At 71.8% G+C, this 12,906-nt stretch carries 7 protein-coding genes; 3 read left to right on the forward strand and 4 right to left on the reverse strand.

Going from position 1 to position 12,906, the window contains the following annotated elements:
- Positions 1-62: 62 nt before the first annotated feature.
- On the reverse strand, positions 63-575 hold the full coding sequence (locus ACNYS0_RS26300) for a toxin-antitoxin system HicB family antitoxin (protein ID WP_422476922.1): 513 nt from the start codon (positions 573-575) through the stop codon (positions 63-65).
- Between the two features lie 228 nt (positions 576-803).
- Between ACNYS0_RS26300 and ACNYS0_RS26305 the strand changes: the two genes are divergently transcribed.
- Both ACNYS0_RS26305 and ACNYS0_RS26310 read left to right on the forward strand, forming a co-directional pair.
- Positions 804-1,538 carry a LamG domain-containing protein gene (locus ACNYS0_RS26305; RefSeq protein WP_422476923.1) on the forward strand — a complete coding sequence of 245 codons (735 nt, stop codon included), beginning with the start codon at positions 804-806 and terminating at the stop codon, positions 1,536-1,538.
- Positions 1,539-1,684: 146 nt separating this feature from the next.
- Positions 1,685-2,272, forward strand: coding sequence for a sigma-70 family RNA polymerase sigma factor (locus tag ACNYS0_RS26310; RefSeq protein WP_422476924.1), 588 nt, complete (start codon positions 1,685-1,687; stop codon positions 2,270-2,272).
- Between the two features lie 38 nt (positions 2,273-2,310).
- Here ACNYS0_RS26310 and ACNYS0_RS26315 read toward each other — a convergent pair whose 3' ends face one another.
- Complete coding sequence (locus ACNYS0_RS26315) at positions 2,311-3,261, reverse strand: hypothetical protein (protein WP_422476925.1); 951 nt, start codon at positions 3,259-3,261, stop codon at positions 2,311-2,313.
- A gap of 213 nt (positions 3,262-3,474) precedes the next feature.
- On the opposite strand from ACNYS0_RS26315, the gene ACNYS0_RS26320 reads away from it, so the two are divergent.
- Complete coding sequence (locus tag ACNYS0_RS26320) at positions 3,475-7,860, forward strand: FtsK/SpoIIIE domain-containing protein (protein WP_422482784.1); 4,386 nt, start codon at positions 3,475-3,477, stop codon at positions 7,858-7,860.
- Between the two features lie 76 nt (positions 7,861-7,936).
- Here the strand turns inward: ACNYS0_RS26320 and ACNYS0_RS26325 are convergent, their stop codons facing one another.
- Positions 7,937-8,332, reverse strand: coding sequence for an Imm50 family immunity protein (locus ACNYS0_RS26325; protein WP_422476926.1), 396 nt, complete (start codon positions 8,330-8,332; stop codon positions 7,937-7,939).
- 28 nt (positions 8,333-8,360) lie between these two features.
- Entirely contained in the window at positions 8,361-12,824 is a 4,464-nt protein-coding gene (locus ACNYS0_RS26330) for a DUF6531 domain-containing protein (protein WP_422476927.1), read from the reverse strand.
- Positions 12,825-12,906 lie beyond the last annotated feature (82 nt).

The raw sequence follows: 12,906 nt of genomic DNA on the forward strand, positions 1-12,906 counted from the left end.
CCGCTGGTGGGACGTGGTGTGCCGTTCTGTTGGCGGTGGTGCTGGGCGGGGTGGCGGCGCGGCTAGCGCACCCACCCCGTGAAGCTCTGTCCGACGGTGCGGCTCTTCTCCGCCGCACGCGGTGCCGGGCCGCCGTCGACCGCGGCGGACACCGCGCGCACCAGCCACGCGTTGACCGAGAGCCCCTCGCGGCTCGCGGCCTCTTCGGCGCGGGCCTTGAGCTGGGCGGGCAGTCGCAGGTTGACGCGGGCGGTGCCGCCCTCGTCGGTCTCCGGGGCGGGCGGCGGGGTGGGGTTCTGCTGGGGTTCGGCGGGTGTTGCCGGGATGTCGTGCGGGGGCGGTGTCACCACGAAGTCGGGGTCGAGCCCCCGCAGCCGTACGTCGACCGAACCGGGCGCCAGGTCGCGGGTGATCTCGTCCATGGCGGCGGAGAGCACGTTGAGCATCGTGAGCCGGGTCGCCGACTCCAGGGGAGCGGTCAGCCGCTCGGCCAGCGCGCGTGCTTCGTCCCCGCCGGCTTCGGCGGCCACCGCGAGCTCGCGGTGCAGATTGTCGACGTAGGGCGTGAGGTCCATGACGTCATAGTGGCACCACTATGGCGCCACGCGCAAGTGTTATGGCGCCATGTGGCACCACATGGCATCACGTGGCGCCATGTGACGCTGCGGTGGTGCCGCGTGAAGGTTACGTGCATGCTGAACCGTTTTTCGCCGAGGTGCGTAGCCAACCAGTGACACGTTTATGCCGCACCTCTGAGGAACTTCATGACGCGCAGATGGGCGCTTATCAGTACGATCGCCGTTTTGACCGCCGCGCTGGTCTTCGTCGGCGTCCAACTGGTGCGCGGCCAGGATTCAGGGGACGGGCGGGCGGAGGCCAAACCGGCCGCGTCCTCCAGCCCCAGCGGCGACGCCGAGTCGCTCGACGGCCTCGGCTGGTGGCCGCTGCACCGGTCCGGCACCGCGAAGGTCGGTGAGCACGACGCCGTGTTCGGCGACGGCGTGAAGTGGACCGACGGCCCCGAGGGTGGCGCCCTGCGGCTCAACGGCACCAGCGGATACGCCGACACCAACACCCGCCTCGACACCGCGGGCAAGGACTACTCGGTCGCCGCGCGCGTACGCCTCACCGACGAGGACCTGAAGGGCATGCACACCGCGCTGTCCCAGGAGGGTCCGCGGAACAGCGCGTTCTTCCTCCAGTACTCCGGCCAGGATCAGAACTTCGCCTTCAGTTTTCCCGGCGCCCGTACCGTCGCGGAGTCGTCCGAGCAGCCGCAGGCCGACCACTGGTACCACCTGGCCGGCACGTACAGTCAGAAGGACCACCGGATGCGGATCTATGTGGACGGCAAGCCGGCTGGAACCAGGGTCGCTTCCAGCAGCGTCAAGCCCACGGGCAGCGTGATGATCGGACGCGGCAAGTTCGGCGGGAAGGCCACCGACTACTGGAACGGTGACATCGCCGACGTGCATGTCTACGACCGCGAGTTGACATCCCGTGAGGTGAGCACGCTCTCCTCCCACGAACCGGGCTGACCGGCGCCGACGCGCCGAACGTCACCGCCGCCGCGAGTCGCCGGGCGCCGCACGGGTGCCCGGCGGCCCGCGGTGCTGCTCGTCGGTTCTCCCCGCACCCGGCGGAACCCGTCTTCCCCCACAGACGATCCGGAGAGGAAAGGCCCTTGTCGGCCAGCGCTTCGCCCGAAGACCGGATACCCGGCCCCCGCGCCGCGGACCTCCAGCCCGACGAGTTCCTCAGAGCGCTCTACGAATTCCACGGCACCGCGCTGCTGCAATTCGCCGCGCGGCGCCTGGAGGGCGACTGGCACCGCGCCGAGGACATCCTGCAAGAAGTCGCCATCCGCGCCTGGCGGCATGCCGCGGAACTCGACCCGACCGCGGACTCCGCGCGGCCCTGGCTGTTCACCGCGCTGCGCAACCTCGTCATCGACGGCCACCGCGCGCGCCAGGCCAGACCGCCGGAGACCGGCGACCCCGAACTCGCCCACCTTCCGGTGTCCGACAACGTCGACCACCTCCTGACCACCCAGGTCCTCGTCGAGGCGCTGGGGGACCTGCGGCCGTCCCAGCGCGAGGTCCTGCTGCACGTCCACTACCTCGGACGCACCGTCAACCAGACGGCCGAGGTGCTCGGCGTGCCGCCCGGCACGGTCAAGTCCCGCACGTACTACGCCGCCCGCGCCATGCGGGAGGCGCTGAACAGACGCGGGCTCTACGCGCACGGCGTGGCGGACAGCGAGGCGGCGTGACACTCAGACGGCCGGACGTCCGGCGCGGTGGATGACCCTCATGCCATCCGCCCCGCGTGCCGCGTGATCTCCAGGCCGAGCGGCCCGGTGTCGAGCGTGCCGTCCGCGCCTGCCTTCCAGCGCCAGCCCGTGGGCGCCTCGCCGAGCACGAGGAGGGCGTCCGTGCGGCGCAGCCCCGCCAGCACCCCTTCGTGGCGCGGCAGTTGCGAGGCCTCCACGACGAACAGGTGCGGGACCTCGCCCTGCACGGCGAGCCTGCTGCTGCCCTCGATGAGGCGGAACACCTGGGTGACGTCGGCCGAACCGGGCTCCGGCACGCCCGTGCTCGCCGACGCCGCCGTCGCGAACGCCTCCTCGAGGCTGGCCGCGTGGTGCAGCCGCGAGCTGCGCGTCTCGTCGCCGGACAGGAGCCGGCCGTCGCCCAGCGAGCCGATCAGGGTGACCTGGGCGAGCGAGCCCACCGGCCCTGCGATCGCCTCGATCACGAGGGCCCGCGCCAGCGCGCGCACCTCGGCGTCGGGGCCCGTCACCGAGACGGGACCGGTCGCGCGGGACAGGTCGACGAGCACGCGGTCGGGGCCGTCCAGGCCCACCGTCACCGTCAGCGCGTACGGCACCGCCGGTTCGCCCTCGGGGCCCGGGCGGTGCAGGTCGTCGGTCGAGATCGTCCAGCGCTCGCCGTCCTGCTCGACGGTCCACGGCGCGGGAGCCTTCGCGCTCTTGTCACCGACCCCCGCGAGCAGCAGCCCGAGCCGCTCCTCCGAGTACACGACGGCGTACAGATCGGGCAGCGACCGGCCGGAGCGCAGGCATTCGCCCGTCAGTCGGCGCAGGCCCGCGTTGACCACCTCGAGCGCCCCGCGACTCGTGACGGCGGCCGAGGCGGCGACCGGCTTCGGCGGACGGGGCCGCCGCTCGGTGACGATCAGCGCCACCACCGCCGCGATCAGCGCAAGACCCAGCACCGCGGCCAGGACGTACCAGATCATCCACTGACTCCTTGTCACAAAACGAGGGGCGGCACGGCCGCTGTGCCGTGCACCCGATGGCCACTACGGGGCCGGTCCGCGGATGGTTCACAGGAAGGTCCCGTGAACCGTCCGAGGGCCGGCCCCGTAGTGCCATCAGTGGTGCGGGAGCCGCCGATCAAGGTTCTCGAATCCCCTCATTCACGCCGGTTGGAGGACGTTTTCGTGTCGTTGATGTTGACCGTGGTCGAGGCGGGTGGTGACGCGTTCGACGTCCATCTCGACGCCGACCCCGACACGCCCATGAGCGCTGTCGCGTCGGCCCTTGCCGGGGCGGGAGGCGTCCACCGGCCCCCGGAGGGCCTCGGCCTGTACGCCGACGACCGGCTGCTCCCCGCCGACCTGCGGCTGCGGGACGCGCCGCTCAAGCACGCCGCGATCGTGGGCCTCGGCCGCCCGGCGGGCGCCGCGTCCGTCGAACCGGACGGGCTCGTCGAGGTGCGCGCGGTCGGCGGTCCGGGCGCGGGCGCCGTGCACCGGCTCGACATGGGCGAGTACCGGATCGGCCTCGGCCACGATGGCTCCGCGCAGGTGCTGCGCGCCGTCCCCGAGCGGCCCTCCGCCGTGCTCACGGTGGGCCCGGGCGGGCGCTGCCGGATCGCGCCCGACGCCAGTGGGGACGGCGCGGCGCAGCTGGACCGCGAGCCCCTCACCGAGGCGGCGTCCTGGCCCGTCGGCGGTCAACTCCTCGTCGGCGCAACCCTGTTGGAGCTCGCGCTCCCGCAGAAGCCGGACGCCGCCGTGCAGGCGTCCGAGGACGGCACCGGCTGGGACTACAACCGGCCGCCGCGCCTTCGCCCCGCCGAGCGCGCCACCCACTTCTCGCTGCCCTCGCCGCCCGCCCCGCTCGCCGCCAGGCCGCTCCCGTGGATCACCGCCGCGGCCCCGATCGTGATGGCCGTCGCGGGCGCCCTGGCCTTCGGCCGCATGTCGATGCTGCTGTTCGGGCTGCTCTCCCCGGTCGTGATCGTCGGCAACTACGTGATGAGCCGCCGCTCCGGAAAGCAGTCCCACTCCGAAAGGGTCGCCGAGTTCGAGGAGAAGAAGGCGCGCATCGAGGGCGACGCGAACGAGGCCCTGACGGCCGAACGCACCGCCCGCCGCCGCGGCTTCCCGGACCCGGCCGAGGTCGTCCTCACCGCCGTCGGCCCCCGCCGCCGCCTCTGGGAGCGCCGCGCCACCGACGCCGACTTCCTCGAACTACGCGTCGGCACCCACGACATGGACTCCGACGTCGTCCTCCACGACCCGACGAAGGACGAGCACCGCCGCCAGGACCCGTGGACCGCGTACGACGTCCCCGTGACGGTGCCGCTGCGCGAGCACCACGTACTCGGCATCGCGGGCCAGGGCCCCGCCGCGCGCTCCGTGGCCCGCTGGGCCATCGCCCAGGCCGCCGTCCTGCACAGCCCCCGCGACCTCCAGATCCACCTGCTGACCACCGGCGAACAGGGCCGCGACGGCTGGTCCTGGCTGCGCTGGCTGCCGCACGTCCGCAAGAAGTCGGGCGACATCCCGGCCTCCATCGGCTACGGCACCGAGAGCTGCGCCCGCCGTGTCGCCGAACTCACCGCGCTGATCGCCGAACGCGCCACCGCGACGGCGGCCGAACGGCGCGGCAAGCCCGCGGGACCCGACGTCCTCGTCGTCCTCGACGGCGCCCGCAGGCTGCGTTCGCTGCCCGGCGTCACGCAGATCCTGCGCGAGGGACCGGCCGTCGGCGTCCGCGCCGTCTGCCTCGACGCCGAGGAACTGCTGCTGCCCGAGGAGTGCCTCGCCGTCGTCGCCGAGGAACCCGGCGGCACCGTACGAGTGGGCCGCTCGGGCCGCGGCACCGTCACCGGCGTCCGCCCCGACCTCGTCTCCGTCGACTACTGCCGCTCCCTCGCCCGCGCGATGGGCCCGCTGCGCGACCCGGGCGGCGGCGACGAGGAGGCCGCCGTGCTGCCCGCCTCCGCGCGGCTGCTCGACGTCATCGCCCTCGACCCGCCGCAGTCCTCCGGCATCCGGGCCCGCTGGACGGCCGGCGGCCGCTCGACGCGCGCGGCGGTCGGCGTCTCCCTGGACGGCCCGTTCCACCTGGACCTCAAGCGCGACGGCCCGCACGGCCTCGTCGCGGGCACCACGGGTTCCGGCAAGTCCGAGCTCCTCCAGACCATCGTCGCCTCCCTCGCCGTGGCGAACCGCCCCGACGCGATGACCTTCGTACTGGTCGACTACAAGGGCGGCTCCGCGTTCAAGGACTGCGTCGACCTGCCGCACACCGTCGGCATGGTCACCGACCTCGACGCGCACCTCGTGGAGCGCGCCCTGGTGTCCCTGACGGCCGAACTGACGCGCCGCGAGCACATCCTCGCCGCCGCAGGGGCCAAGGACATCGAGGACTACGTCGATCTGCTGGAGCGCGAGCCGAACGCGGGCCGCGACCCGATGCCCCGACTCCTCATCGTCATCGACGAGTTCGCCTCGATGGTCCGCGACCTGCCCGACTTCGTGAAGGGCCTCGTCAACATCGCCCAGCGGGGCCGTTCGCTCGGCATCCACCTGATCCTCGCGACCCAGCGCCCCAGCGGCGTCGTCTCCTCCGAGATCCGCGCCAACACCAACCTGCGCATCGCGCTCCGCGTCACAGACTCCGGCGAGAGCCAGGACGTCATCAACTCCGGTGAGGCGGCAGGGATCTCGCAGAGCAACCCGGGCCGGGCGTACGTCCGCCTCGGCCAGAACTCGCTCGTTCCGTTCCAGTCGGGCCGGGTGGGCGGCCGGCGCCCCGGTGCTGCCACGAGCTCCCTGCCCGCCCCCTGGGCGGTGGCCGTCGGCTGGGAACGCCTCGGCGACCCGCTCCCGGCGCGGCCCCGCGCCGCCGCCGCGCCTGCCGAGGTCGAGACCGACCTCACCGGGCTCGTCACGGCGATCCGCGAGGCCGACCGCGAGATGGGCATCCCCCGGCAGCACAGCCCCTGGCTCCCGCCGCTGCCCGAGGCCCTCGTGACCCGCGAACTCCCGGCCCCCGCGCCCACCGGCTACGACCTCCAGCCCGTCCCGTACGGCGTCGTGGACCTGCCCGCGCAGCAGGCGCGCCAGCCCCTGGTCATCGACCCGGCGACCCTCGGCCACCTGCACATCGTCGGCTCGCCCCGCCAGGGCAGGTCGCAGACGCTGCGCACCATCGCGGGCGCCATGGCCCTCGCACACGGCGCCGACAAGCTGCACATGTACGGCATCGACTGCGGCAACGGCGCACTGCTGCCCATCGAGGGCCTGCCGCACTGCGGCGCCATCACCCAGCGCACCCAGCCCGACCGCGTCGCCCGGCTGCTCGCCCGCCTCACCCGCGAGCTGACCCGCCGCCAGGAGATGCTCGCCGCACGCGGCAGCGCCGACCTGCCGGAACTGCGCCGCGCACTGCCGGAGGCCGAACGCCCGCCGCACATCGTGCTGTTCATCGACCGCTGGGAGGTCTTCGACAAGCAGCTCGGCGAGTACGACTCCGGGAACCTGCTGGCCTCCGTCATGAACCTGCTCCGCGACGGCGCCAGCGTCGGCATCCACCTCCTCATGACCGGCGACCGCGCGCTGTTCTCCAGCCGCGTCAACGGCTCCACCGAGGACAAGCTCGTCCTCAAGCTCAACGAGAAGTCCGAGTACGGCCAGATCGGCATCACCCAGCGCAACGTCCCCGACGAGATCCCGCCGGGCCGCGCCTTCCGCGCCGCCGACAAGGCGGAGGTGCAGATCGCGCTCCTCACGGACAACCCGGAGGGCCAGGCGCAGGCGGGTGTGCTGCACCAGATCGCCTCCCACTGCCAGGAGCGGGCGGCCCAACTCCCCGCCTCCACACGCCCGTTCCGCGTCGACACTTTGCCGGACCGGCTCAGCTGGGAGCAGGCGATCCAGTACGTGCCGCGCAGGCTGCCGTCGCCGCGGTGGGCCATCGCGGGCGTCGGCGGCGACGAACTCGCCGCGGCGGGGCCCGACTTCTCGGTCACGCCGACGTTCATGGTCTCCGGCCCCGCCCGCTCGGGACGCAGCACGGTGCTCTCGACGCTCGCGATGTCGCTGCTGTCGACGAAGACGCCCATCGTCATCGGCGCGCCCTCCAGGTCGCCGCTGCGCAGGCTCGCCGGCCGGCCCGGCGTCCTCGCGGTCTACGAGGAGTCCGACATCGACCCCACGGCCCTTGAGCAGGTCCTCGCGGCCGCGCCGAAGGGCGCCGTGGTGATCCTGGACGACGCCGACCTGCTGCTGAAGACGAAGGCCGAACCGGTCCTCACCCAGATCGCCAAGTCCGGCGCGGAGAACGGCCGCGGCCTGGTCATCGCGGGCCAGACCGACCGGCTCTCCTCCGGCTTCTCCGGCTGGCACACGGAGGCCCGCCGCAACCGCTGCGGTCTGCTCCTCAAGCCGCAGAACATGAGCGACGGAGACCTGATCGGCGTCAAGATCCCGCGCAGCCGCCTCAACGCCCCCACCGCAGGGCGCGCGATCCTGCACCTCGGCGACGGGGTGCTGAGGACGATCCAGGTGCCGGAGACGGTGCTGCCGGCGGCGGCGAACTGAAGCCTGTGCCTGTGTGAGGGCCCCCGCCGAGGATTTCGGCGGGGGCCCTCACATGCGTACGGGGACGGGACGACGGTCAGCCGTCGCCTTCCTGGTAGGCCGACATCTTGGCCAGGTACGCCGACTGTCCGACGGCCCGCACCCGGACGTCGTCCGAGTTCACCGCGACGACAAGGCCGCCGTCACCCCGTTCCAGGTCGATGTCGACCACCGGGTCCGTGTCGAACCCGTCGATCGAGCAGGAGTCGATGCCGGTGACGGCCAGCACGACCTGGACCCGGTTGAAGCCCTGGGCCACCCACTTGCTCGGCGGGCCCGCCGGGTAGCCGTCGAGGTCGAAGCGCAGGGACAGGGTGGGGCCGTCCCGGTGCAGGTCGACGGCGTGCAGGTGCACACCGCGCAGGGGCGGCACCTCGCCCGCGTAGATCTTCACGAGTCCCGTCGACAGGTCGACGTGATCGGTCCAGTTCATGTGCCGCCCTCCGGTCGGTACGCGCGATTCAGCCATTGGGCTGGGGCCCCCAGCTGTAGTGCTCCGAGGTCCCGGCGACCTTACCGTTGCGGGTGTTGCCCGAGGGGCGCACGTTGAAGTGCGCTCCCTGGTCGCCCTCGCGGCCCGCGGCGCCGTACTGGTGGCCCGCGGAGTGCTCCTGGATGACCACCTCGCTGCCGTCCCTGCGCGTGTAGTGGTACTCGCGGGTCATGATGTCCGTGACGCCGTCCTCCTTCTTGATGGCCTTGCCGTTGGGCTTCGCCATCGGAACCCGCCCGACGTAGTCGGGGTGCTGGTACCTGGAGAGACCCAGATCCCGCTTGGCCTCCCGGAACGCGGCGTGGCGGCTGGGGAAGTGCTTGCTCTCGGGGACCGGCTCCGCGCGCGGCCGGCAGGTGCGCGGAGCCAGACCGAGCACGTCGACCCAGGTGTGCGGGTTGTGGACGTACGCGACCGGGTTGTCGGCCGGTTCGAGTCCCAGCGGGTCGGGGGAGGTGTAGCGCGCGGTCTCGGGGTCGTAGTGGCGGAAGTAGTTGTAGTGGAGGCCGGTTTCGTTGTCCTCGTACTGGCCGGGGAAGCGCAGTGGGGTGAGGGCCACGGCGTCGCGGTTGCGGCTGGTGGTCCCCCACAGGGTGGAGCGGGAGCGCCAGGCGATGCCGCCCCGCTCGTCGACGAGTTCGGTGGGCGTGCCCACCAGGTCGGTGACGATCGAGAAGAACCGCGAGTCGTACTCGTCCTGGGTGCGGGGCCTGCGCTCCAGCTGGGTCAGCGGACGGTGGCTGCCGCCGTCGTGGTCCCAGGTCGTGGTGATGCCGGTGGCGCTGTCGGTCTGCTCGGCGAGCCGGCTCTCGTCCCACGTGAAGCGGACCGTCTCCGCGACCGAACCATCCTGTGCCATACGGAACTTGGCAGTGCGGCGGCCCAACGGGTCGTACGCGTAGCGCCATTGGACACCGTCCGGCGTCACGCACGCGGAGAGCCGGTCCTCGGCGTCCCACGTGTAGCGCCACGTGTCGGGCTTCTTCGACAGACGGCGCTTCTGACGCAGTACGACGCGGCCCGCGGCGTCGTACTCGTAGCGGACGCCGCCCGCGGCCTGAAGGCGCGTACCGGTGTAGGCGCGCTCACCGCGGGCCTCGGCGCGGCCCGCCTTCTCCGGCCAGTCGGCGGACGTCTGGTTGCCGGCCTGGTCGTAGGCGTAGGACTCGGACCAGTTCTCGGCGGTGACCGTCAACGGGCGCCCGGCCGGGTCGAGTTCCATCTGCCGGCGCAGGCCCGTGACGGTTTCCGTCTCGGACGTGAGCAGGTCGTCGCCGCGGTAGGTGTAGTGCCGGTCGCGCAGGGTGCGCCCCGAGGCGGTGAGGCCGCGGGCGACGGCGCGCCCGGCCAGGTCCCACGAGGTCGTGGCGGCCACGGTCCGATCGCCCCACGCACGCGCCACCTCCCGGCCGAGCACGTCGTGGCTGAACGCCACCCGGTGCCCGTCGACCGAGAGACCGTCGCGGTTGCCCATCTCGTCGTAGGAGAGCTCGGTGACGACACCGGACGGCGTGGTACGGGAGGTGCGGCGGCCCAGCACGTCGTACCCGTACGCGGTACGCCGCCCGTCCACGGTCTCGGCGACGACCCGCCCCATGACGTCCCGCTCGAACTCCACCGTCGAATCGGGGGAGGAGATACGGACGAGATCCCCGGACGGGGCGTAGTCGTAGGACGTGACGGCCCCCGCCACATCCCTGCGCACGATCTCGCCGACGGCGTTGTACTCGAAGGTGATCCGCTCGCCGAGCGGCGTCGTACGGGCGACCATACGGCCCGACGCGTCGTGCACGTAGCCGAGTTCACGGTCGTCGAAGTCGGACTCGCGGATCAGGCGGCCCGCTTCGTCGTACGTGTAGTCCCAGGTCAGGTCCTGCGGGTTGGTGACCCGCGTGAGGCGCCGCTCCCGGTCGTAGCCGAAGGTGTGGCGCACGCCGTCGGGACCGGTGCGGGCCGCGACGAGGTCGAAGTGGGTGTACTCGTAGCGGGTGGTGGCGCCCGAAGGATTCGTGACGGAGAGGCAGTTGCCCTCCCCGTCCCAGGTCCTGACCTCGACCCGGCCGTCGGGCCCGGTGTGCTTCGCCAGCAGCCCCTCGACGGTCCACTCGTTGCGCGCGACCGCGCCCAGCGGATCGGTGACGGCGACGACGCGCCCGAAGGCATCGCGCTCGACCGTCGACCTGCTCCCGTCCGCCCGTACGACGGCGACGGCGAGCCCCGCCGTGTCGGCCTCGTACGTGACGACGCCGCCCGCCGGATCGGTGACGGACGCGAGGGCGCCGGTGGCATGCCTGGTCAGCCGGTGCACGGTCCCGTCGGCCGCGACGAAGGCGACGAGATTGCCCCGCTCGTCGAACTCCTGCCGCTCGACGCGCCCGTCGGGACCTGTCTCCGAGACCGGCAGATTCAGCCCGTTGTACGCCACCGTGGAGCTGGTGCCGTCCGGGTGGTGGGTGACGGTCGGGTTGTGCCGCTCGTCGTACTCGTACCGGACGGTGTTCCCGACGGCATCGGTGCGGGACAGCAGATTGTCCCAACGGTCCCACTCGGAGTGGACGGTGTTGCCCAGCGGGTCGGTCTCGGCGACGACCTGGTGCAAGTCGTTCAACTGGTAGACCGTCGTGGCGCCTTCGGCGTCCGTGTAGTGCGTACGCCGCTCGTCGGGGTCGTACGACCAACTCGACGACAGATATCCCTCGGGCCCGATGGTCGCGGTGATGCGGTTCTCGTCGTCGTACACGTACCGGTAGATGGAGTTGTTCCGGTCCGTCCACGAGGTGATCCGGTGGTGCTCGTCGTACCCGAACACCATGGGCTTCCCGGACGAGTTGACGACATGCGTGAGATTGCCGTCGGCGTCGTGCTCGTACGACATGACCTCGACGGAGCCGTCGGGCGCGGCGACCTTCAGGCCGAGGATCAGGCCGGCGAGGCAGTGGACGTCGACGCGGTGGCCACCGGAGTGCAGCAGTGCGGTCGGGGTGCCGTCGGAGAGGCGCTCGACGGTGATGTGGTTGTCGTTGCGGTCGCGCCAACCGGCCAGCCAGTAAAGGCCATTGGGGTCATCGGGGTGCTTGACGAAGGTGCGAACGACGCCGGTGTGCGGGTCGGTGACGCGGTAGGTGGAGCCGTCTTCCGCGTCCCCTGCACGGGCGAGCGGCAGCCGGGCCCCTTCCTCGGGCAGCACACCGGAGTTGTCGCTGTCATGGGAATCGGCGCCGGGCAGACCCGCGTAGAACAGGATCGACCCGTCCTCACGGGTCCACGCCACCCGCCCCCGCTCTCCGACCTCAAGACGCTCGTCGAGGGTGGAGGCCCACGAGGGCCCGAAGAACTGCCCGTACCGGTAAGTCGAAAGGTACGTACGGGATATGGCGAGCGGCAGCACACCGGGCAGCACCAGATCGGTCTCCGGCAGCAACATCTCACCGCTGGCCACATCGACCGGGTCGGTCGCGCAGGTGCGCCTGTCGGCGCCGCGGCCCACGCCACGGGCGTCCGGGGTCTTGACCGCGCCGGGCTTGGGCGTCTTGAGCGCCCGGCCGATCCCGCCGATCCCCTTGAGCAGTCCGGCCCCGCCTCCGATCATGCCGACGACACCGAGCACGATGCCGGCTATGTCCCAATCACCTGTCTCGGCCATATCGGCGATATTGATCGCGAGTGACGCGGCACCGGCGACGACGGCACCGATGGTGAGCGCGATGCCGAGCCCCTGAAGCCCGGGCACCAGCATCGCGAGCACACCCAACACCGCACTGATGATGCCGAGGGCCTTGCTGAACGCCTTCTTGATCTTGTCCCAGAGGCTGTAGCCCTCGACGGAGTCACCGCGGGCATCGTCCAGCTTCTGCGCGGCGACAGCGGCGTCTTCTTCCCGCACCTGCCGGGCGTCCTCGGCGAGCATCCGGGCCGCGTCGAGGTCGGCCTGCGCGTCGTCGGCCTGCGCCTGCGCCGATGACTGCTTGCTGTGCGCCTCGTCGAGGGCGCGCCGGGTGCTGGCCCGTGCTTCCTTGTCGTCCGGCGGATGCTTCTGGCCGTCGAGATGACTGATGTCGGCAGTGAGCGCACTCACCACATCGGTGGCCGAGTTCAGCCGCTCCTTGGCCTCACGCCCCTTCTCCAGGGCATTGTCGGCGTTGCGCTGCTGATCGCGCAGGGAATGGACGTACGTGTCGAGCGCACCGGCGGCCTGATCGTACGAGTCGTGCAGCTTGCGCACCTGATTGGCCAAATCCCCGAGCTTTTCCCGGAGTTTGTCCATCGTCTTTCCCTCGCCGACCTGGTTGTTCTCCAGACCGGATACGAGGGGCAGGGCGTCGCCCGCGTTGTCCGCGACGGAGCGGTACTTGCGGGCGAGGTCACCGAGCATGTCCGCATCGCCGGGGGTCGGGTCGTCCGAGAACCCGAAGACATCTTCCCAGTCGGACACCGCAGGCCGGACCATGGCCTTAACCTCAATTTCGTAGGAGTCTTACGAGTTCTCCGACCGTCCCTGCGCCGGTCGTGCGGGG

Origin of the sequence: Streptomyces anthophorae (assembly GCF_049310305.1) — a bacterium.
Lineage (GTDB): Bacteria > Actinomycetota > Actinomycetes > Streptomycetales > Streptomycetaceae > Streptomyces.

Coding starts and splice junctions, on each gene's coding strand:
- ACNYS0_RS26300 (WP_422476922.1), bottom strand. CDS start 575: ATGGACCTCACGCCCTACGTCGACAATCTGCACCGCGAGCTCGCGGTG.
- ACNYS0_RS26315 (WP_422476925.1), bottom strand. CDS start 3,261: ATGATCTGGTACGTCCTGGCCGCGGTGCTGGGTCTTGCGCTGATCGCG.
- ACNYS0_RS26320 (WP_422482784.1), top strand. CDS start 3,475: ATGTTGACCGTGGTCGAGGCGGGTGGTGACGCGTTCGACGTCCATCTC.
- ACNYS0_RS26325 (WP_422476926.1), bottom strand. CDS start 8,332: ATGAACTGGACCGATCACGTCGACCTGTCGACGGGACTCGTGAAGATC.